Origin of the sequence: Clostridium drakei (genome assembly GCF_000633595.2) — a bacterium.
In the GTDB taxonomy this organism is placed as follows: domain Bacteria; phylum Bacillota; class Clostridia; order Clostridiales; family Clostridiaceae; genus Clostridium_AM; species Clostridium_AM drakei.
In genome coordinates this window covers 38995-63144 of record NZ_JIBU02000019.1, presented here as the reverse complement: position 1 = coordinate 63144, position 24150 = coordinate 38995, and the positions used below count along the sequence as shown (strand labels likewise).

Below are 24150 nucleotides of genomic sequence, written 5' to 3'. Positions count from 1 at the left end.
AAAGGGTGTACTTTTATGAAAGAAGGTGTTTTATCAAGGTGTATAAATTAGATCAAACTCAAACCCCTTTATTTGATGCATTAATGGAATATGTAAACAAGGAAACTATTCCTTTTCATGTCCCTGGACACAAAAAAGGAGTAGGTATGGATGAGGAATTTAAAAAATTCATAGGAGAAAACCCATTTAAAATAGATGTTACAGTTTTTAAATCAGTTGATAGTCTCCATCATCCAACTGGTGCTATAAAAAAAGCACAACAATTAGCCGCTGATGCATATGGATCAGATGCTGCTTTTTTTTCAATACATGGAACATCAGGTGCTATCCAAGCCATGGTTATGTCTGCAGTTAAAGCTGGAGAAAAAATAATAATACCAAGAAACGTTCACAAATCAATCACTGCTGGTATTATATTAAGTGGTGCCATACCTGTTTACATGCAACCTGTATTAGATAAGAAAGTTGGTATAGCTCATGGAGTTACACCAGAAACAGTTGAAGAAACACTGAAAAAAAATTCTGATGCAAAAGCAGTTTTAATTATAAATCCAACTTATTATGGGGTTGCTACTGATATAAAAAAGATAGCAGATATAGTTCATAATTATGATATTCCTTTAATAGTAGATGAGGCACATGGTCCACACCTTGGTTTTAATGAAAAACTGCCAACTTCTGCAATTGAAGCTGGAGCTGATATTTGTGCTCAAAGCACACATAAAATAATTGGAGCATTAACTCAATGTTCTTTATTACAGGTTCGCTCTAATCGCATAGATATAAATAGAGTTCAACAAATTTTATCTTTATTACAAACTACATCACCTTCATATATATTGATGGCTTCATTAGATTGTGCAAGAAGACAAATTGCTCTTAAAGGCAAAGAACTTTTAGACAAAACTATTGAACTTTCAAACTACGCTAGACAGGAAATAAACAAAATTCCAGGTTTTTATTGTTTCGGAGATGAAATCTTAGGAAATGATGGTGTCTTTGCCCTTGATCCAACTAAAATAACAATAACATGTAGAGATTTGGGAATAACTGGATACGATTTGGATATGATTCTTTCAAACAAATACCACATACAGCTTGAACTTTCGGATCTATATAATGTGCTTGCAGTAGGGTCATTTGGTGATACAGAATACAGCATAAATGCTCTTATAAATGCTTTAAAAGAAATAAGCAAACAATATTATGGCAAAGGAAATAAAAAATCAGATTTTATAGATATTCCTTCTATACCAAAACAAATTAAAATTCCTAGAGAAGCTTTCAATGGAAACAAAACTCCAGTTCCTTTAAAAGAAAGTATTGGTATGGTAAGTGGAGAATTTTTAATGGCTTATCCACCAGGAATTCCTATATTGTGTCCTGGTGAAGAAATAACCAAAGAAATTATAGACTATGTTCAAATGCTCAAGAATACTGGATTATACGTTCAAGGAACTGAAGATCCTGAAGTAGAAATCATTAAAGTTGTAAAATAATAAAAGGTGATATGCGCTCTCACATATCACTTAAGTTTTTAAAATACCCAGCACTTTTAAAGTGCTGGGTATAATTCTCGTCTTATAAATTTTTTTGACTTTAATTAAGCTTCTATACCTTTCACTAAAGCTTTTTTATTTAATTCAACAGCTTTAGGTGGAACTATAACTTCTAGAACCTCATTCCAATTTATATTTTCTAATTTAAGCGCCTTAAGTAATGCTCCTAAAAGAACAACATTTTGAGCTTTTATATTTCCAAGCTCTTCTGCGATGTTGGAAGCATTAACTATTATTGTATTTTTAACTGTCTTCTTTAATGTTTCATTAACATTTTGTGGATATTCTTCTTCACCTATTAAAACTGGAACTGGATATATTTCATAATCATTTATAACTAAGTACCCGTCCTTTTTTAAGTAAGGAAGCCATCTTGCTGCTTCACTTTTTTCAAAAGCTACTATAACATCTGCTGTTCCCTTTTCTATAAGTGGTGAATAAACCTTTTCCCCAAATCTAACTTGAGTAGTAACACTGCCACCTCTTTGTGCCATACCATGAACCTCAGACATCTTTACATCATATCCATTTTTTAATAAACCTTCTGTCAAAATCTTGGAAGCAAGTATAGTTCCTTGTCCACCTACTCCTACGAATAATATACTTTTAACACTACTCATATTATTCACCAACCTTTTCTATAGCATCAAATTTACAAACCTGTTTGCATAATTCGCATCCATTACACATATTTTTATCTATACTAACTACATTATCTTTAAATTTAAGTGCTGGGCAGCCTGTTTTCAAACATGCTTTACACTTCTTACATTTATCTGAATCTACATTACAATGCATATTTGCTCTTCTTTTTATAACATCTTTCTTTAGAGCACAAGGTTGTTTTGTTATTATAACAAAAGGCTCACTGCTCTCATATGCAACTTTTACAGCTGCTTCAGTTTCTTCTAATTTATAAGGATCTACTACTTTTAAATTTTCTTCTTTTATACCTAATGCAAGTACAACTTTTTCTATATCTACCATTGGAGCTGGTTTATTTTGTAGTGTTTTTCCAGTTCCAGGGTTTTCCTGATGTCCTGTCATACCTGTAATTCTATTATCCAATATACATGTAACTATAGGTATATTATTGTATATTGAATTTGTAAGTCCTGTCATACCAGAGTGGAAAAATGTTGAATCTCCTATGAATGCAAATACTTTTTTATCCCTATTTGCTAACTGATTTGCTTTTTCTATTCCAAGTCCAGCTGTAATCGAAGCTCCCATACAGACACAAGTATCAGTTACATTTAAAGGAGCTACCATACCTAAAGTATAGCATCCTATATCTCCTGAAGATATTATATTATTCTTATATTTTGAAACTGCATAGAAAATTCCCCTGTGTGGACATCCTGGACAAAGTACAGGAGGTCTTGATGGAGCTTTTATATCTACTGTATAATTTTGTTCATAGCTTTCATTACATATAGCTTTTCTTATAATGTCTGGATTTAATTCTTCACATATAGGAATAATTTCTTTTCCTATGCAATTTATTCCTAAAACCTTAAGTGCATTTTCTAAATAAGGTTCATTTTCTTCTATAACGTAAATTTTTTCGACTTTTGATGAAAATTCTTTCATCATTTTATCTGGAAGTGGATAACTCATTCCTATTTTTAATACAGAAACTTTGTCCCCAAAAACTTCCTTTACATACTGATAGGATATACCACTAGTAACTATACCTATTTTACTATCTACCATTTCCATTTTATTAAAACTACAATTATTAGAATATTCCTTTAATTTATTGAGTCTTTCTTCTACTTCATAATGCTTTTTCTTAGAATGTGCTGGTATCATTATATATTTTGCTATATCTTTTTCATAAGGTTTTACTTCTGATTCTTTTCTTTCTCCCAATTCTACTATACTCTTTGAATGAGAAACTCTTGTAGTACTTCTATAAAGTACTACTGTATCAAATTGCTCACTGATATTAAAGGCTTCTTTCATAAAATCCTTACATTCTTGTGAGTCCGATGGTTCTAACATAGCTATCTTTGCATGAGGTGCAAAAAGTCTATTGTCCTGTTCATTTTGTGATGAATGCATTCCTGGATCATCAGCTGTAACTACTACTAAACCTCCATTTACACCTTCATATGCCATAGTAAATAATGGATCTGCAGCTACATTTAAACCTACATGTTTCATAGTTGTTAAACTTCTAGCTCCTCCAATAGCTGCTCCTGAAGCTACTTCTAAACCAACCTTTTCATTTGGTGCCCATTCTGCATACACTCCATCATAAGTAGCAAAATTTTCAAGTATTTCTGTACTAGGTGTTCCAGGATAAGCAGAAGCAACTTTACATCCTGCTTCATATGCACCTCTTGCAATGGCTTCATTCCCTGACATAATGACTTTCATATATATACCTCCATTTTTAAATTATCTTAATAAAATTATTTAATTATGATACTACAGACCCTAATGCTATAGAATACAATTTTGATTTAGCACTATCTGCTCTTGAAACAAGAACTACAGGACATTTAGCTCCCATAATAACTCCAGCATTTTCTGCTTTTCCAAAATACGTCATAGACTTTCCTACAAAATTACCAGCTTCTATATTAGGAACTAAAAGCACATCTGTATCTCCTGCTACTTCACTTACAATGCCTTTATGTTCTGCTGCTTCCTTTGATATTGCATTATCAAAAGCCAACGGTCCATCAATAATACATCCTTTTATTTGTCCCCTCTTATTCATCTGAGTTAAGGAAGCCGCATCGACAGTTGCTTGCATTGAAGGATTAACTACTTCTACTGCACAAACAGGCGCTATTTTAGGTATTTCTATTTCTAATTTGTGTGCAACTTTTACACAATTATTTATTATTCCTATCTTGTCCTCCAATGTTGGATAAGGAACCATGCCTCCATCAGTTAGAAAAATTAATTTGTGATACGAAGGAACTTGATAAATCATTACATGTGAAAGTAATCCTTTACCTCTAAGACCTGCTTCTTTATTTAATACAGCTCTTAACAAATCTGCAGTTCCAAGCATTCCCTTCATTATAAATTGTGCTTCTCCATTAGACACAAATTCTACAGCTTTTGCTGCTGCTTTTTTTATATCTTTTTCGTTTACTATTTTAATACCATCTATGCATAAATTTTCTTTCTCAGATATATTTCTTATAGCATCTTCATCACCTACTAAAATGGCATCCACTATCCCAGTTTTAACTGCTTCTGTCACAGCCATTAAAACTTCTTTATCCTGAGCTACTGCTACTGAAAGTGTTTTTTTGCTTTTCTCTTTAGCTAAGCTTATCAATTGTTCCAGTTTTTTCACCATAAATATATACCTCCATTATTGTAATTAATTCACTACATAATATTACCATTACTAGTAATACTATTTTTTCATAAACTAAAAGGATTTAAATATATCAAAAATAAATTTACCACTATATTATATTATAGATAGCAAATACCATGCCAAGCTTATAAAACTTCTATTCCTAGTTTTTTTAATATTTTTACTTTTAAATATTTTTATTAAAGGTATTAATGGTATTAAATAATAATGTCTTTAATACCTTTAATTATATAAAATAAAAAATCCAGACTTACTTCCATAAGCCTGGATTTTTTAATATATATTAATATAAAATTCTATCTGTAACATCTTTTATGGTTTTACATCCTGTAAGAACCATAGCTGATTTTAATTCGCTTTTTATTGTATCTATATAGAGTTTTACTCCTTCTCTTTCTCCTCCAAAAGAAGCTGTTACAAATGGTCTTCCTATAAGAACCCCATCTGCTCCTAATGCTATCATTTTAAGAACATCTACTCCATTTCTAACTCCACCATCTGCAAGTATTGTAACCTTACCTTTTACTGCTTCTGCAATTTCTGGAAGTACGTCTGCTACACCTGGAGTTTGATCAAGCACTCTTCCTCCATGATTTGAAACTACTATAGCATCTACTCCTGCTTCTACTGCAAGTTTTGCTTCATCAACAGTCATTATTCCCTTCAATATAAATGGAAGCTTTGTACTTTCTACTATTTCTTTTATTTGTTCTACAGTCTTGGGACCAACTGGCTTTCCATGAAGTGCTAAAGTTATAAGTCCTGCTGCATCTATATCCATACCTACAGCAAAAGCACCTGATTCTTCTGAAAGCTTTATTTTATTTATAACATTACTATTTTCCCAAGGTTTTATTACAGCAATTCCTTCCCCATTGAATTCCTTTAACTGTTGAAGATTGGTTATAAGAAAAGAATCTACTGCTGTATCTCCTACCATAGGATAAATACCTGCATCAAGACATCCTCCAATTACCCATGATATGTATTGTTCTTCTGTAAATTTACCACCCATATTTAATGTAGTTCCTGATACTGGCGCTGCAAATACTGGCACTTCCATCTTCTTACCAAATAATTCTGTACTTGTATCTGGATCTTTAGCATCATGTATAACTCTCATATTAAGCTTATAGCTATCTAATGCTTCAACATTAACTGTAAAAGCTTCTCCTGTTCCCTTTCCACCCATACCTGGAACCTCTCCAGCACAAGCCTTACCATTACAAACTGGACAAACTTTACAACTTCCATTCAAATTTTCACGAGCATTTTTTAATACTTCCTTGTAATTCATTTTTTCATCCCCCCACTTAAACTATTTTATAAATATAATACTTTGTTTTAAATATACACTTTAATTATAGTTCATTTATTTTAAATCTCAATAATTATTAACTAAATTTCATTATTAATTTTTAAAATTATATAAGTAAATTAAACAAAACTATTACTATTAAAATTTTTCTATATTTGCCTGCAAGGTTAATCAATGTCAAATTTACATTTCCCACTGTTAATACCTTCTTCTGTATAAATTGTAAGTCCATTCCTACTTAGCAACTCTGCAGTAACTCCATTTCCATCTATTTTATTTCCAGTAAATGTACCATCATAAATTTTTCCATAACCGCAAGAAGGACTTCTAGCCTTTAAAATAGCAACCTTTGCTCCACATTCTTTTGCTATTTTAAGAGTTTCATGAGCTCCCTTCAAAAATTCTACTGTACCATCATCCCCATCTGGCCCAATTATTCTAGCCTTTCCATCAAGTACTTCTGCTCCAGTAGAATTGTTTATTTCATGTGCTGGCCTTGGTGTACTCTGCCCTCCTAATTGTTCAGGGCATACAGGTATAGCTTTCCCCTGTTTCAATAACTCCAACACCTTAGTATCTAAGTTATTACCACCATTATACTTACAGTTTATTCCACATAAACAAGCACTAACTAGTATCATAAGTTTCCCCTCCAATCTCATTAAACTAAAATCAATCCTTCTACCTAAGTTCTGCAACTGTAACTCCAGTACCACCTTCACCATATTCCCCTAATCTGTATTTTTTTACATGAGAATGGTGCTTGAGCATATCTGTTATGGTATTTCTTAATACACCTGTTCCTTTACCATGTATTAAAGTTACTTCCTTTAGTCCTGCTAAATATGCTTCATCCAAATATTTATCTGCAGTATATACTGCTTCTAAAGAATCCATTCCTCTTAAATCCACAGATGAGGCTACAGATTTCAAATTAAGCTTTGCTTCTCTTTTTATTTTTTTCTTCTCTTCTTTATTCACAGCACTGGTTACTGCTCTTAAATCTTTTAGTTTTACTTCTATCTTCATAATTCCAGCTTGAACTTGAACATTCCCTTTATTATCCGGTTTGGATATAACTATTACTTTTTGGTTTAAAGAAGGTACAAAAACTTCTTCCCCTTCTCCTACATTTTTAAGTTCTTCACCATCATCTGTTTTTACTTTATTAACTTTTTCATCTATTTTATCAAGCTTTTGTGATAGTTTTCTTCTTTCTTCTTCAAGCTTGTGTCTTACATCTGAAGCATAACCAGCTTTCTCTAATTCTCTCATTTCCTTAAGAATGTTATCCGCTTCTTCTTTAGCTTCCTTTATAATTCTCTTTGCTTCTCTTTGAGCATTTATTACAGCTTTTTCTCTAGCATTTTGAAGTGATCCCATTTTTTCTTCATATTTATCTTTAATTTTAGCAGCTTCTAGTTTTAACATCTCTGCTTCTCTTGCATTGGCTTCAGCTTTTACACTTTTCTCTTGAAGATTTTCTATTAAATCTTCAAATTGAAGTGTTTCACTATTTATATTTTCTTTTGCATCATGAATTATATAATCTGCAAGTCCTAATCTCCTAGATATTTCAAATGCATTTGACTTACCAGGTATTCCAATTAAAAGTCTATATGTAGGTCTCAATGTTTCCACATCAAATTCTACAGATGCATTTTCTACTCCATCTACTTTTAAAGCATAAACTTTAAGTTCACTATAATGGGTAGTAGCAACTATTCTACAGCCTCTACTCTTTAAGTTTTCCAAAATAGATACAGCCAATGCTGCTCCTTCTGTTGGATCTGTTCCAGCTCCTAATTCATCAAAAAGTACTAGTGATTCATCATCCGCATTATTAATTATATTTACAATATTAGTCATATGGGATGAAAAAGTTGATAAACTTTGTTCTATACTCTGTTCATCTCCAATATCTGCAAATACTTCTTTAAAAAAGCTTACCGTAGAATTTTCTCTAGCTGGAATCATAAGTCCACTTAAAGCCATAATATGTAATAATCCTACTGTTTTCAATGTAACTGTCTTACCACCTGTATTAGGACCAGTTATAACTAATGATGTGAATCCTTTACCTAGATACACATCTAAAGGTACTACAACTTTTCTATCTATTAGAGGATGCTTTCCTTGTACTATATCAATAAAACCTTCATCATTAACATTAGGTGCTGTGCAATTAAGCTCACTAGCAAATTTAGCCTTAGCAAAAATGAAGTCTAATTCCCATATTATATCTGCATCATTTCTTACTGCTATTATACTTCCATAAATTTCATTTGAAAGGTAAGCTAATATTCTGTCTACTTCTGCCTTTTCCTTTAACATAAGTTCTTTTATTTCATTATTTAAATTGACTAACCCCATAGGCTCTATATATAAGGTAGCTCCACTTGAACTTTGATCATGCACAAGTCCAGGAACTGCTCCCTTATGCTCAGCTCTTACAGGTAAAACATATCTATCTCCTCTCATAGTATATAAATTATCCTGAAGATACTCTGAATAACTTCTTATAAGTGAATTGACTTTATCTCTTACAGAAGAATTTTTATCTTTTAAAGCTTTTCTTATATTATAAAGAGCTGTACTTGCTCTATCTGAAACTTGCTCTTCACTTTCTATGGACATAAATATATGATCCTCTATATTCTTTAATGGAATAATACCCTGAGATGTATTCTCCAAAACTCTAAATCCTTCTTCTTCCTCTTTATGACTTATATATTCTTGAAATCTTCTAGCAGCCCTAAGTATTGCTGCTATTTTCAAAAGCTGTCCTGGCATTAAAGTAGATCCCTTACCTGCTCTACTTATACCTTCCCTTACATCGTAAACACCTTCAAATGGAGGTGCTCCCTTTGTCACTAAAAGTTTAAAAGCTTCTTTTGTTTCTTGAATATGTTCTCTAACCTCATATATATTATCATAAGGCTTCAATTCATCTATTAAGTCCTTAGCTGCACCAGTACTTGTATAGTTCTTTAATTGTTCTCTTATCTTATAAAATTCCAGCACTTTTAATGCTTTTTCATTCAACTCGTTCGACCACCTTTTTACCAACTTGTATTATTTAATGTAGATTACTCCACACCTCTCTTATAATGTCCTCTTGTAAATTTACTGAAATCTCCATTCCATTCTTTCTGTTTAACACATTTTAACACATTATTTACTTCATCATAAGTTTCATCTATAAAATCAATTCTGTAATTATTTATTCCCGATTTTTCTAATTCATCTATATTATCTATTAAATTTGTAGGCACACTATTATAAATATGACATCTACAATATTTATCTGTATTAACAGTAAAGCACACTCCCATTCTATCTTTTAAATAAAATGTTCCTTTTTCACATGCTTTGTTACAATTTTGAGATACGCCTTTGTTTCCAAAAGTACTTCCTACTACACAATACTCTGAAACCATATTTTCTACTTTTCCATAAAGCATTATCTGGCATGGTATCTTAGACTTCTTAGCTAAACTCAGCATTTCACTTTTATTAAGCTCTACACTTAAACATATACCATCCAGTAAATCATTATAAAATTGTGTAGAAGTAGGATTAAATATATTCAGCTTATAGTCTCCTAGAATTGTAGTTTTTTCTTTAAACTTATGTATTATTCCCAAATTTGCTGTAACTATACCTTTTATATATGGGAGCAATTCTTCTACTTTAGAGCACACAGCTGAAAATTCCTCTTTTATAATATTAGGAACCTTAAGCCAGACACTGTTTTCCTTTATAATTTCATCTTTTATATCACTTTTTTTATAAAATATATCTACTGACACATCCGAAAGTCCATTTTCAAAAGCAGCTTTCATTTGATCTAGCATATGGACACAAATCATATATTTAGGGATTGGCCTAGTTGAAGCTTTTTCTTTCTTTACCGTTTCTATACCTTTATTTCTATTCACCTTAAGTAAGTCATTTTCTATAGCTTCTATTAGCTTTCTCCTGCTCTCATTTATAGATGATACTGGCATAAACCCTTCTTGAAAATCATCAAATTGTATATTAGCAACCCTAAAAGGAGTACTTCCACTTTTTTTTAGATGTTCTTTCAATTTATCTGTATTTAAAGGTTTGTTTAAAGCTTTTTGAACTAACTCTCCCTCAACAAAATACTGTTTTCCTTTGTAAATAGTACTTAACTTTATAGGCTCATTTAATTTAAATTTTACTTTTAAATCCAAGTCTATTTTTTTTCCAAAAGGACTTTTGTAAATACTTTCCATAGAACTAAGTAACTTTATATCTGAAGTTTTATAAAGAATATCTCCGCTTTTAAAATTTACTGGCCTTAGTTTTACTTTACTTCCTTTAGCTGCTTCAAAAACTTCATTTCCATTTTCTATTATTTTTGAAACTGTAAATCCTTTTTCTCCATTTCTTATACCATCCTTAATACTCAAATTCTCTTGTAATGCAATACTTAAATCCTTTTGGACCTTTCCAAGGATTACTCCTGTATTCTTAGGAAAAGTATATGCCATCATATCTCTGCCTACATTCCCAAACAAATAAGCTTTTGAAAAACCTTCTCTATTAAAAAGCTGTAAAAGTTTTTTCTTTTCATTTTCAATATCCACATTTGATCCTTTTAAAATACTATCTATGGCTTTTCTATAGGATGATACTACTGCAGCTACATACTCAGGTCTTTTCATTCTTCCTTCTATCTTTAGAGAAGTAACTCCACTTTCAATTATATCTTTTATATTTTCTATAGTACATATATCTTTAGGGCTTAACAAATATCCTTTTTTTTCTCTTCCACTAATACTATCAATTATAGTATATGGCAATCTACAAGGTTGAGCACATCTACCTCTATTACCGCTTCTTCCACCAATTAAACTGCTCATAAGACACTGCCCAGAATAACAAACACATAATGCCCCATGTACAAAAATTTCTGTTTCTATATTCAAATCTTTAGATATATATTTTATTTCATTTAAAGACAACTCTCTTGAAAGCACAATTCTTTTAAATCCTTTATCTCTTAAAAGAGCTGCTCCTTCACCATTATGTACTGTCATTTGAGTTGAAGCATGAAGTTCAAAATCCGGTAATACTTCCTTTATTAATACAGCTAATGCTGTATCCTGTATAAGCAATGCATCCACATCAATGCTATATAAAAACTTAGCATACTCTAAAGCTTCTTTAAGTTCCTTTTCTTTCATTAATGTATTTATTGTTACATATATCTTAACTTCATATAAATGACAATACTCTACTGCTTTTTTCATATTTTCATTATCAAAATTAGAAGCATAAGCTCTAGCTGAAAACTTATTTCCTCCTAAATATACTGCATTTGCACCACTTTGCACTGCAGCATAAAGACTATCTATACTTCCTGCTGGTGCCAGAAGTTCTATTTTGTTCATTCTACATCTCTCCTACTGTTTTCTTAACCATACGTTTTTTATTATACAGTATATTATTATCTTTTAAAACTTATTTTAGGCACATAAGTGGAGTATTTTACACTTCAAGCAAATTTCTACACAAGTTTTCAGATGAAGTTCACATAGGATGTATGTTAAAATATTCTGTAAAAAAGACTGTTGACAAAACATATTTATCAACAGTCTAAAATAAGTTAATTTTTACTATAAAGTTTTATATTTCAGGTTTTATACCATTTATAATAGGCAATCTTTTTTCTCCCTTTATTGTTCTTATCAAAATATCTCTCATTAATTTAGGACTGTTAGTAAATGCATCCTTTGTAGATCCTGCAGCGTGAGGAGTTATAGTTACATTATCAAGTTTCATAAGTATGTCATCTTCTGCTAATGGTTCCACATCAAAAACATCTAGAGCTGATCCTGAAATTTTCCCTTTTTCCAAAGCTTCTTTAAGAGCCTTCTCATCAACTAATCCTGAACGTGCAGTATTCACTAATACAGCATTAGATTTCATAAGGCTAATTTCCTTTTTTCCAATTAAGTGATGAGTATCTGCTGTAAGTCTTGCATGAATAGTTATTATATCTGAATTTTTCATTAAATAAGGTAATTCAACAATATTTACTCCATCAAAATTAACATTTAAAAATGGATCATATGCTATTACATTACAACCAAATGCTTTTAAATATCCTGCCATAAGCTGTCCTATAGATCCAAAGCCAACTATTCCTACCATTTTATCACACAATTCAGGAATAGCCCCACTATTTGGAAAATTTTTTCTCCATTCTCCTTTTTTTAAAGCTGCATGCGATCTAGCTATATTTCTAACTTCCGATAATATCATACCCATAGTAAATTCTGCAACCGCCCTTGCATTACGTCCTGGAGTATTCATAACAGTTATTCCTTTTATTGCAGCATATTCATATGATACATTTTCAACTCCACCTCTTAATACTCCTATAATTTTTAATTTTTTAGCCTTATCTATTATTTTTTTTGATATAGGTGTAAATTGTACTACTAAAATATCATATTCGCTAATATCTCCAACAAGTTCTTGTGTAAGTTCTACTGCATCTGGACCATTTTGTTCTATTAAAAGGTTATCTTTTTGAAGCATTTCTAAATTTTCATGCTCCCATTCTCTTATAGTTACATCTATTCCATACTTATTTAATTCTTTTAATCCTTCATTCATAGATTCCTTAGGAATAAATTTATCTCCTATAGCTAATAATTTCATATTTTGTCCTCCTTAAGCCCTATTTTCTGACATAACCATATCTATTTTTTCTACTATTTTATTTTTCAAAATTTCCTTTGTCGGTTTAAATAATTCATCTGGCAAAGGATCTATTCTCTTTTGAACCTCTGCTGCCTTTTTGATTCCTTCCATTAAAGCAATTCTTAAATCAGCATAAAGATTAACTTTTGTTATACCATTTTTTATAGCATTTTGTACTTGATCTAATGGTGTACCTGATCCTCCATGAAGTACAAGAGGTACAGAACTTAATTTATTTATTTCTATAAGCCTGTCTATTTTTAATTCTGGCGTTGAAACATAAACTCCATGAGAAGTTCCTATAGATACAGCTAGTGCATCTATTCCTGTTAAACTAACAAATTTTACAACTTCATCAGCATCTGTAAGCATAGTTTCTCCTGCACTAGTTCCATCTATTTCTTTTCCAGCAACATGTCCAAGTTCTGCTTCAACAGAAACTCCTTTTTTCTTAGCCATATCGACAACTTTCTTTGTATTTACTACATTTTCATCAAATGACAACATTGATCCATCGTACATTACTGAAGTAAAACCATTTTCGATTGCTTTTTCTATAATCTCAAAATTCGTAGCATGATCAAGGTGAAGAGCTATTGGAATTTTGTATTCATTAGCAACTCCTTTTATCATAGATGTAATATATTTTATTCCTTTTCCAGCAAGATCATGTTCCAATACCATTAAAATAACTGGTGATTTTTTTTCTTCTGCAGTATCAAGAATAGTTCTTATAAGCACATCTTCTGTACAATCAAAAGCTGGTACAGCATAATGCTCCTCTCTTGCTTTTTTTAAAATTTCATTTAATGTTACTAACATAATAAATCCTTCCTTTCCTATCGCATTAACATTCCGCCTGTAGCATCTATAGTTGCACCTGTAATATAGCCTGCAGCCTCTGACACCATAAACGTTACTATTTTACCTATATCATCAGGAGTAGCTACTCTACCAATAGGTATTCTATTTATATAATAATCTTCATTCTTCTCAAGTGCTTTGCTTACCATGTCAGTTTTCACTATACCAAGAGCTACTGCATTTACATTTATGCCGTATGTAGCTAGCTCTCTTGCCATAGACACTGTAAGGGCCACAACTCCTGCTTTACTTGCAGCATAATGAGCATGCCCTGTAGTTGATCCGTGAAATGCAGCTTGAGAAGTTATATTTAGTATCTTCCCAGCTCTTTTCTTCAATATATTATTTTTTGAAAAAGCCTGACTTGTTAAAAAAACTGATGTTAAATTCACATCTATAGTCTTTTTCCATTCATCTAAAGTAATATCTTGAATCCAATTTTTAGGCCATATTCCAGCATTGTTAATCAATATGTCTACACTACCAAATTCTTTTTCAGCTTCATTTATCAAATTAATACAATCTTGCGGGTTACCAAGATCAGCTTTAACTGATAATGCTCTTCCTCCATTTTTTATAATTTCATCCACTACTTCTTTAGAAGATTTTTCACTTTTATTGTAATTTACCACAACATATGCACCTTCTTTTGCTAGTGCAAGTGCTATACCTTTACCTACTCCTCTTGATCCTCCAGTAACAATAGCACATTTATCCTTTAATTTTAAATCCATATTTCTACCGCCTTCCACTAGTTATATTTTTTTAAATACAGAAGTTAACACTTGAATTGTTTCAGTATAAATATTATACTTTTTATTGTAAATATCTTTCAGTGCTTGATTTGGCATACAGGTATAAGCTACGTTTACCATTGAATCGGCAGCAGAATCAAATGATTTAAAGTTATTTGTAGCAATACCAGCACATATTGCAGCTCCTAGAGCTCCTAATTCTGTACTTGTAGTAACTTCTATTGGTAATTGAAGAACATCTGCAAATATTTGAACCCATATTTTAGACTTAGCAGCTCCACCTGCTATTCTAATAGCTTTAGGTTTATCTCTAAATTCAAGTAATTTATCAATATGTGCTTTATGACAAAATGCAACACCTTCATAAATTGCCCTTAATAGGTGTGCCTTTGTATGCCATCCACTCAAGCCAATAAAACTTGCTTTTGCATCAGCATCAACATTTGTACCATATAGAAAAGGTAAAAATACTATATTTGTATCTTTTTCATTTACACTTTCAACCATTTCATTGGCATACTCATAAACTGACTTATTTATATCTTTACCCTTAATCTTTTCTTCACCCATAAATTCAGTAACAAACCATTCTAAATTAGATGCAGATGTTGGACTTGCTTCTGTTGTGAGCCAATATCCTTCCATACAATATAGCGATGTCATAAACAAATCTTTTGATACAATAGGTTTCTTACTTATATATTCATTTATGCTCCACGTTCCAGCAATTATACAAAGTTTATCTTCTGTTGTAATTCCTGTAGCTATTGCTGAAGAATCTATATCAAACAGTCCTCCAGCAACTGGTGTCCCCTCTAAAAGTCCAGTAGCTTTTGCTGCCTCTTTTGTAACATATCCGCATATCTCAGATGAATACTTTATAGGTGGAAGTTTTTCTATTATTTCCTTAAGTCCAAATTCATCTAATAAACTTTCATCATATTTTACATCTCGAACATTCATTAAATTTGTTCCTGAAATATCAGTAATTTCAGCATAAGCTTTTCCTGTCAAACAAAATCTAATGTAGTCTTTGCACATAAGAATCCATTTGGTATCCTTTATTACTTCTTGCATATTATCTTTAAACCAAGCAAGAAGTGCTATTGGTTGACCAGCCCATATGCTCTGCATTGTTTTTGGAAGAACTTTTTCAAAAGTTCCATTACTATACCATTTACTAACATAATCTTTTGCTCTTATATCAGTAGATATTATTCCATTATAAGCTGGTTTACCATTTTCATTTATAAGATACATACCATTTCCATGCCCTGTGGTAGAAATTCCTACTATATCTTTAGGATTTATTTTTCCTTTAGCTATTACATCTCTAATAGCATCTACATTTGCTTGCCACATTTCTCCCATATCTCTTTCAGTAAAACCTGGTTTAGGCATAATCATTTTTGTCTTATGAGATGATACAGCTATTTCTTTTCCTGATAAATCATAAAGTGCGGCTTTTGACATTGTTCCACCATTATCTATACCCATTAAATATTTTGGCATTTTAAATCCTCCTTAAATCTTAACTAAATAACATTGATAATTTTATAATCAACCATCCTAATGGTGTTGTGGCTCCTCCAACTATACCTGCCATACCTGTAGAACTTGACACTCCACTTGGAAGTGTTACATTTGCAATTTTAGCTGCCTCTGTATAATAAGGTGCTATATCTGTTCCTGCATATAACACCAATGTCATAATAACAAGTCCTGAAATAAATATTCTTATTACATTGTTTTTACAATAAGGAGCAACCATAGGTACTAAAAAAACAAGTGATGCTAAATCTACAAATGGCAATAACTTATTTCCTGGTAAAATAATAGCAAGTAAAAGCGATGCTGGTATTAGTAAAAGCCCACTGGCAAGCACTGCAGGATCTCCAACTAATAAAGCTGTATCAAGCCCAATATAAAATTCCCTATTAGGAAATTTCTTTTTAAGCGAAACTTCTGCAGCATCTCTTACAGTAATAAGTCCTTCTACAAGAACATTTATCATTGCTGGAAGTAACACCATAACTGCTGCAACTTTAATTCCTAAGGTCATTATGTCTGTTACACCCCAACCAGCTAATATTCCAAGTACAATTCCAAGTATAGTTCCAAGTGTAAGAGGTTCACCCATAATACCAAATTTTTTAGTTATTTTATCTGGGTTTGCGTCAATATCTCTTAATCCTGGTATTTTTTCAATTATCCAATTGACAACAATTCCAATAGGTACATAAATTGCTGAAGTAGCATGCGCAAAAGATACTCCTTTTAAATTAAAACTTTTTTGAATCCTAGGTGCAGTTCTATCTGCTATAAAAAGTGTAACTAAGAAATGGATTAAAGCACCTGCTGATGCAATAGCTACATTATTTGTAACTGCATATACTACTCCACCTGTTAATAAGAAATGCCAATAATTGAATATATCTATATTAACAGTTTTCGTAAGATTAAATATTAGCAATATTAAGTTAATTAAAAGTGCACCAAAGACAACAATTGGCACAATAGGTGATCCCCAACCTATTGTAGATCCAACAGGCCATCCTGGATCCACTACTGTAAGGCTTAATCCAAATCTTTTGACCATTGCTTGAGCTGCCGGTCCCAGACTTCCCAAAAGCAGTCCAATTACAAGGTTAATACCCACAAATCCAATTCCTACAAGCATTCCTGCCTTAAATGCCTTACCTATTTTCACTCCAAATACTATAGCCAATATAAAAAATATAATTGGCATCATTACCGAAGGTCCCATATTGATTAATGTTTTAATTATTGACATTAAATAACCACCACTTTCATATATAATTAATCAGTGCCTAATTTTTTTATTTAACTAAATTCACCTCCTTAAATAACTTTCAACTTGTTATGTGATATAAATTCACCTCCTTACAAAAATATTAGAAAAAAATAAAATCCTGTTTAAGAGTAATCAAAATTTTGACTACTCTTAAACAGGATTCAAATCACCATCCCGTTACCTATTTTGTTTTAAATAACTATAATCGTCCCAAAGTTTCTTTTCGCTTGTAGTAACTCCTACAAAGCCAGCCTTGTAAATTTCTATAACATTTGACTTTTCGGTTACAAATCCACCGCCTAATAGAGGTACATCTCTAACTTTAGTTATCTCTTCTTTAAAGCTTGTAGACATTGAACCAGGTAAAACTTCAATTGCATCACATTTACTATTTTTTAATGCTTTTAGTCCTGACTCCAATCCCCTAGAATCTATAAGAAAAAATCGTTGTATAGCATATAACCCTGACATTTTAGCCATATTTACATTTGTTAAATTAGATGAAATCACACCATCAACTTTAAACAAATTTTTCAACAACTTTATTCCCATTTGATCAGTAGCTAGTCCACCTACTAAATCTATATTCACTAAAGCTATTTTATTATTATCATGACACTTCTTAATTAAAGATTTGAGATTCCCTAAATGAACTTCAGATAGAAAGATTACATTTGAAACAGACTTTAAAGCAGTTTCAAAATTTCTCAAATCACGAACAGACGGTATTATAGTAAACCGCTTAAACATATTTGAAAACCTTTCCACTAACTTGCATCATTTGCAAGTTATATTTGATATACATTCATTATAGTAAATTACTATTTAAAAGTCAACAACATTATTCTTAAATTTTCATATGTAAATAAACGATTTGAGAATACCTCAAATCGTTTATTTACACTAAATTATACTTATTGCTTATATATATCCACTATACTTTTTAGTATTGTTTCTATATCTTTAAAAGTATTAAAATACCCTGGACTTATTCTTACTGTACCTTTGTTATTAGTTCCTATAATATTATGAATTAATGGTGCACAATGATATCCTGTTCTTACAGCTATGCCTTTTTCATTGAGCTTATAACCAACTGTTGAACTATCCACTCCGTCAATATTGATTGAAACTACTGCACACCTATCTTTTAAATCATTTGGGCCATAAATTTTTACATAATCAAGCTTTTTCAATTCTACTAACAAATACTCTGTTAATAGCGCTTCATGTTTATAAATCTCTTTCATTCCAATTTTTTCAATAAATTTTATTCCTTCACATAATCCTGCAATACCTGGTGTATTTAATGTTCCACTTTCAAATTTATCTGGCATAAAATCAGGCTGTTTCATATCACTTGAGTTACTTCCAGTTCCACCTTCTTTAAATGATTCTACTTGAGCTTCATCTCTTATAAATAAACCTCCTGTGCCTTGTGGACCAAATAATCCCTTATGTCCAGGAAATGCTAGTAAATCTATATTACTTTCTTCTACATCTATATTTATAGTTCCTGCACTTTGAGATGCATCTACCATAAATAAAACACCTGCATCTTTTGCTATTTTTCCAATAGCTGATATAGGTTGTACAGTTCCTATAACATTTGAAGCATGATTTATAATTATTAATTTTGTATTTGTTTTTATTTGCTGTTTTATTTTATCTAAATCTATGTGACCATTTTTATCCACTTTAAGTAATGTAACTTCTATTCCTTTTTTCATCAAGCTGTTTAAAGGTCTCAGTACTGAATTATGCTCAATCACTGTGCTTATTACATGATCACCACTTTTCAAAATTCCTTTAATTCCTATATTTAATGACTCAGTTGCATTACTTGTAAAAACTATTTGAAAAGGATCAGGAATGTTAAAAATTTCTTTTATCATTTCTCTAGTTTCCATAATCTTAGATTGAGCCTTTATTGCTAACTTATGCGAACTTCTTCCTGGATTTGCTGCATAATTTTCCATACAATTTAAAACCTCTTTGTAGACTTCATTAGGCTTAGGAAAAGTAGTTGCAGCATTATCTAAATAAATCATAATTTCCTCCTTAAATCAGTTAAATTTGTTAAGCTTTACTTTATAATAATTTATAGATTTAATTATTATTTTGTAAGACTATTTAATATAAAGCTTCTAGGCTGAATATCATTATTTTATGCTTCATTTTTACTTTATATTATGTATATAATCATTAATTTGTTAAATTATTCATATAAAAAAACAAGCACTTCCATATATGAAAGTACTTGTTTTTATTTAGCCCCTTGTTGACTATTCAATAAAGGATTATTTTTTTTTTTCTCTTGTGCTAAACTTATTTGGTTTTCTAATAGCTTATGCTGTAAATCTATAATTTTATACTTAGAAGACTGTAATTGAAATTTTATTTCTTTATTTTCCGATTTAATTTCCGTATTTTCTTTCATATATTTTTGAGCTGTATTCTGCATAACTTCCATTTCTTTCATTAATTTTTCTATATGCTGATCTTTTTGCTCCAAATACTGGGCATTCACATCATTTTTTAATTTTTGCTGAAGCTCTGCATTATATTCTTCCATATGTTTCAATTGCTTTTTTAAAGATTGAATTTGTTCTTCATAACTTTTTTGTAACTTAGTCATTTGTTCAAAATCATTATAAAGCCTTTCATATTCCTTTTGCTTTTTAAACATATCATCCACTATATTTATTGCTGAAAGAATTGCTGCTGATGATGTACTAAGCTTACCATTATTCTCTAATATATTTTTAACTTTCTTATCTACATAGCCCGCAACTTTATGTAAATATTCTTCTTGTTCATCACCTTTTAAATTATATTCTATTCCATTTATCTTAACGGTTATAACATTCATGTAAACACCCTCTTAGATAACTCTATTTATTACAGTTTTATATAACCTTATTCTATCATAAAACTTGGATATATTAAACCTATTATTTGAATAACATCATTACCTAAATTTTACAGCATTTTGAATAAAACTTCAATGTATATATAAAGCTTTGTGTAAAATTAAATTTACACAAAGCTTCATATTTACTTATACACTACCTAAGTTGTGCTCCAAGTCTATTTTCCAATGTTCTAACTATTTTATCATGAACTTTATTTACTTCATTATCTGTTAAAGTTTTATTCTCTTCTCTATATATAAGTGAATAAGCTATACTCTTCTTACCTTCTGGTATTTGCTCTCCCTTATATACATCAAATAATTTTATACTTTCTAATAAATGTCCACCCTGCTTATTCATTATTTCTTCAATATCATGCACAAGTATACTGTCATCTACCAATATGGCCATATCTCTTGTTACTGCAGGAAACTTAGGAATTGCCTTATACTTCTTATCCATATTTGCATATTTATATAATACATCTACATTTAATTCTGCAATATAACATCTTTCATCAACACCATAGTTTTCTGCTACATCAGGATGGATTTCTCCTAAAATACCTACTAAATCCTTCTTTATATAAAGTGCTGCTGTTTTACCTGGATGGAAACTAGGATTTTCACTTTCTCTTTTGAATGAAAACTTGTCAATTCCTAAATTTTCAAGTATATTTTCAACTACTCCTTTTACATGGAAATAATCTGCATCTCCATATAATCCTAGGGTAACTAAATTTCTCTCTTCTGGAAGTTTATTTTCATCCTGATTTGGAATATATATTTTACCCATTTCAAAAAGTCTTACATATGTGTTATTTCTCGAATAGTTTCTTCCTAATGCTTCCATCATAGAAGGTACAGTTGTTGTTCTCATTATACTATAATCTTCACCTAATGGATTTTTTACAGCTACAACTTTTCTTAAATCACTATCTTTAGATAAGAGGATTTTATCAAACACCTTAGGACTTACAAAAGAATAGCTTATAGATTGATTAAGTCCACTGCACATTAAAGTTTCTACTAATTTATCATCTAATTTTTGTTTTACACTTTTTCCGCCTCTTGCATTTACACTTCTTATTATAGTAGTTGGAATATTATTATATCCATATATTCTTGCTACTTCCTCTGCTACATCTTCTCTTATATTTATATCTGATCTAAATGTTGGAACATCTATAACTAAATTATCCTCTTTAATTTGTGTCTTTAGTTCTAATCTGTCTAAATACTCTTTCATATCTTCTTTTGATATATCTGTACCTAAAAATGTATTTATCCAATTAGCATCAACTTCTAAAGTATGTCTTTCTACCTTTTCTGTGTAAACATCAATAGTACCTTCCATAACTTCGCCAGCTTCTAACTCTTCTACTAAGTAACAAGCTCTATTTAAAGCAATTTCTGCTAAGTTTGGATCCAAGTCTTTTTCAAATCTTGAAGATGCTTCTGTTCTAAGTGCTAATTTATTAGCTGAGATCCTTATATTTGTTCCATCAAAAGTTGCACTTTCAAATATTATTGAAGTAGTATCATCTTGAACCTCTGAATTTAATCCACCCATTATTCCAGCAAGTCCTATAGTTCTATCTCCATCTTTTATATTAAGTACATTTGAATCTAAAATTCTTTCTTCATCATCTAAAGTTATAAACTTTTCTCCATCTAGCGCTCTTTCCACTACTATATTTTTAGACGTTATCTGTCTCGCATCGAAAGCGTGCATAGGCTGACCAAGCTCTAACATAACAAAATTTGTGATATCTACTATATTATTTATTGGTCTTACTCCAGCTTCTAGCAATCTATCCTGCATCCAACCTGGTGATGGTTGAATTTTAATATTCTTAACGCCTCTTGCCATGTATCTTCTGCAAAGCTCATCTTTTATATCTACTTTTAATTCATCCTTTATGTTATCTTTGCATACAGCTTCAAATTTTAGTTCTGGCATTTTATACTTTCTGCCACCTAAAGTTGCAGCAGTTTCTCTTGCAATTCCTACAACACTTAAACAATCAGGTCTATTTGAAGTTATTTCAAAATCTATTACAGAACTTGTCATATCTAAAACTTCTTTTATATCTTTACCTAATGGTGTGTCTTGTGGAAGTATCATAAGGCCATGAACTGGTTCATCTCCAGCTATTCCAAGCTCTTCTTCTGAGCAAAACATACCATTAGAAACTTCTCCTCTAAGTTTGCCTTTTTTTATCTTGAGTCCACCATGTAATGTAGAACCATGAAGTGCTACTGGAATTACATCCTGTTCTTTCATATTAGTTGCTGCCGTAACAATTTGTAATAACTCTTCTTTATTTATATCTACCTGACATATAGATAATTTATCAGCTTCCGGATGTTTAACTATCTCTACTATTTTTCCTGTAACTACATTTTGAATTTCTTCTCCTGTAGTTTCTATACCTTCAACCTTGGAACCACTCAAAGTAAGTCTATCTCCAAGCTCTTTAGCTGGAATATCTATATCCACATAATCTTTTAACCATTTAACTGGAACCTTCATTTATATTCTCTCCTTTTTAGTGTTTTTGTTATATCACTATATTGTTTTCATTAAAATTGATTTAAAAATCTCATATCACTTTCATATAACTGTCTTATATCATCAAGGCCATACTTAAGCATAACCATTCTATCTACACCAAAACCAAAAGCAAATCCACTATATACTTCTGGATCTATACCACAATTTCTTAGGACATCTGGATGAACCATTCCACAACCTAAAAGTTCAATCCAACCTTCTCCTTTACATACTCTACATCCTTTACCACCACATACAAAGCAAGTAGCATCCATTTCTGCTGAAGGTTCTGTAAATGGGAAATGATGTGGTCTAAATTTAGTTTTAACTTTATCTCCAAACATCTTTTTTGCAAATAGTTCAAGAGTACCCTTTAAATCTGCAAAAGTAACGCCTTTATCTACTACTAAGCCTTCCATTTGATAAAATATTGGTGAATGGGTAGCATCTACAGCATCTGAACGATATACTTTTCCTGGAGATATCATTTTTATTGGTGGTTTTTCTTTTTCCATAGTTCTAATTTGTATTGGAGAAGTTTGAGTTCTCAAAACTATGTTGTCATTTATATAGAAAGTATCTTGTTCACCTCTTGCTGGATGATTCTTAGGTATATTTAATGCTTCAAAGTTATAATAATCTAGTTCTACCTCTGGACCGTCTTCTATAGTGAAACCCATAGTTATAAATATATCTTTCATCTCATTTAGAGTTTGTTCTAATGGATGTCTTCTTCCTAAATTTTGTTTTATTCCTGGCATAGAAATATCTATTACTTCATTTTGAAGTCTTGCCTTTTTTTCTTTATTTTTAATGTTATTGATTCCTTCTTCTATGGCATTTTCTAATACTGCTCTTACCTCATTTGCTATTTTTCCAACTGCAGGTCTTTCTTCTGCTGAGAGAGCTCCCATACCTCTAAGTATTTGTGTTAATTCACCTTTTTTTCCAAGGTATTTTACTCTTATGTTTTCAAATTCAGAGCTGCTTGAAATATTTTTTATTTTTTCTAAAGCATTACTCTTTATAAGTTCTAATTTTTCTTTCATGTTTTTTCTCCTTTCACATTTTGTTGTACATTCTAATACCAGCTAAATGCTGCTATATAAATTAAACTAAATTTCAAACACATATAGTTTAACTTCATACATATAAAAAATCCGTCCCTAACAAAGGGACGGACATTATCCGCGTTACCACCCAAATTGATATCATTATATTTATAAAAACAATACCCTCTTTGTAAATATATCGGTTTTAACCGCTAACTGCTACTTA

Annotated in this window: 18 protein-coding genes and 1 other annotated feature (1 of these 19 only partly in view); of the genes, 1 reads left to right on the top strand and 17 read right to left on the bottom strand. The window is 31.0% G+C overall.

Annotated elements, in window-relative coordinates:
- Positions 1-38 precede the first annotated feature (38 nt).
- Complete coding sequence (locus tag EG57_RS0210245; RefSeq protein ID WP_032077127.1) at positions 39-1499, top strand: aminotransferase class I/II-fold pyridoxal phosphate-dependent enzyme; 1461 nt, start codon at positions 39-41, stop codon at positions 1497-1499.
- Positions 1500-1603: 104 nt separating this feature from the next.
- Here EG57_RS0210245 and EG57_RS0210240 read toward each other — a convergent pair whose 3' ends face one another.
- The 17 genes from EG57_RS0210240 to pheS all read right to left on the bottom strand — a co-directional run bounded on the left by EG57_RS0210240 (position 1604) and on the right by pheS (position 23921).
- Complete coding sequence (locus EG57_RS0210240; RefSeq protein WP_032077126.1) at positions 1604-2179, bottom strand: indolepyruvate oxidoreductase subunit beta; 576 nt, start codon at positions 2177-2179, stop codon at positions 1604-1606.
- A 1-nt stretch (position 2180) separates the two neighbouring features.
- Positions 2181-3944 carry an indolepyruvate ferredoxin oxidoreductase subunit alpha gene (iorA, locus tag EG57_RS0210235; RefSeq protein ID WP_032077125.1) on the bottom strand — a complete coding sequence of 588 codons (1764 nt, stop codon included), beginning with the start codon at positions 3942-3944 and terminating at the stop codon, positions 2181-2183.
- Positions 3945-3987: 43 nt separating this feature from the next.
- Positions 3988-4884 (bottom strand): phosphate butyryltransferase, encoded by an 897-nt coding sequence (locus EG57_RS0210230; RefSeq protein WP_032077124.1) that lies wholly within the window; start codon positions 4882-4884, stop codon positions 3988-3990.
- A 307-nt stretch (positions 4885-5191) separates the two neighbouring features.
- Positions 5192-6205: an alpha-hydroxy-acid oxidizing protein gene (locus EG57_RS0210225; RefSeq protein WP_032077123.1), complete on the bottom strand. Its 1014-nt coding sequence runs from the start codon at positions 6203-6205 to the stop codon at positions 5192-5194.
- Between the two features lie 188 nt (positions 6206-6393).
- A complete protein-coding gene (locus tag EG57_RS0210220; RefSeq protein WP_032077122.1) occupies positions 6394-6867 on the bottom strand; it encodes a 2-thiouracil desulfurase family protein in 474 nt (157 codons plus the stop codon).
- Between the two features lie 40 nt (positions 6868-6907).
- Positions 6908-9271: an endonuclease MutS2 gene (locus EG57_RS0210215; RefSeq protein WP_032077121.1), complete on the bottom strand. Its 2364-nt coding sequence runs from the start codon at positions 9269-9271 to the stop codon at positions 6908-6910.
- Positions 9272-9315: 44 nt separating this feature from the next.
- Entirely contained in the window at positions 9316-11649 is a 2334-nt protein-coding gene (locus EG57_RS0210210) for a U32 family peptidase (RefSeq protein ID WP_032077120.1), read from the bottom strand.
- Between the two features lie 235 nt (positions 11650-11884).
- Positions 11885-12925 (bottom strand): 2-hydroxyacid dehydrogenase, encoded by a 1041-nt coding sequence (locus EG57_RS0210205; protein WP_032077119.1) that lies wholly within the window; start codon positions 12923-12925, stop codon positions 11885-11887.
- Positions 12926-12937: 12 nt separating this feature from the next.
- Positions 12938-13789 (bottom strand): class II fructose-bisphosphate aldolase, encoded by an 852-nt coding sequence (locus tag EG57_RS0210200; protein WP_032077118.1) that lies wholly within the window; start codon positions 13787-13789, stop codon positions 12938-12940.
- Positions 13790-13806: 17 nt separating this feature from the next.
- The gene (locus tag EG57_RS0210195) at positions 13807-14565 is read right to left on the bottom strand and encodes a 3-oxoacyl-ACP reductase family protein (protein WP_032077117.1); all 759 of its coding nucleotides are present in this window, start codon (positions 14563-14565) and stop codon (positions 13807-13809) included.
- A 21-nt stretch (positions 14566-14586) separates the two neighbouring features.
- Positions 14587-16098, bottom strand: coding sequence for an FGGY-family carbohydrate kinase (locus EG57_RS0210190; RefSeq protein ID WP_032077116.1), 1512 nt, complete (start codon positions 16096-16098; stop codon positions 14587-14589).
- 19 nt (positions 16099-16117) lie between these two features.
- Positions 16118-17380: a PTS galactitol transporter subunit IIC gene (locus tag EG57_RS0210185; protein ID WP_032077115.1), complete on the bottom strand. Its 1263-nt coding sequence runs from the start codon at positions 17378-17380 to the stop codon at positions 16118-16120.
- 198 nt (positions 17381-17578) lie between these two features.
- Entirely contained in the window at positions 17579-18151 is a 573-nt protein-coding gene (locus tag EG57_RS0210180) for a glycerol-3-phosphate responsive antiterminator (protein ID WP_032077114.1), read from the bottom strand.
- Positions 18152-18315: 164 nt separating this feature from the next.
- A complete protein-coding gene (locus EG57_RS0210175; RefSeq protein WP_032077113.1) occupies positions 18316-19452 on the bottom strand; it encodes an aminotransferase class V-fold PLP-dependent enzyme in 1137 nt (378 codons plus the stop codon).
- Positions 19453-19667: 215 nt separating this feature from the next.
- Positions 19668-20273 (bottom strand): cell division protein ZapA, encoded by a 606-nt coding sequence (locus EG57_RS0210170; RefSeq protein ID WP_032077112.1) that lies wholly within the window; start codon positions 20271-20273, stop codon positions 19668-19670.
- A gap of 196 nt (positions 20274-20469) precedes the next feature.
- Complete coding sequence (gene pheT / locus EG57_RS0210165) at positions 20470-22851, bottom strand: phenylalanine--tRNA ligase subunit beta (protein ID WP_032077111.1); 2382 nt, start codon at positions 22849-22851, stop codon at positions 20470-20472.
- Between the two features lie 50 nt (positions 22852-22901).
- Complete coding sequence (gene pheS, locus EG57_RS0210160; protein WP_032077110.1) at positions 22902-23921, bottom strand: phenylalanine--tRNA ligase subunit alpha; 1020 nt, start codon at positions 23919-23921, stop codon at positions 22902-22904.
- A gap of 121 nt (positions 23922-24042) precedes the next feature.
- Positions 24043-24150, bottom strand: a binding site (T-box leader); it runs 122 nt beyond the window's last position.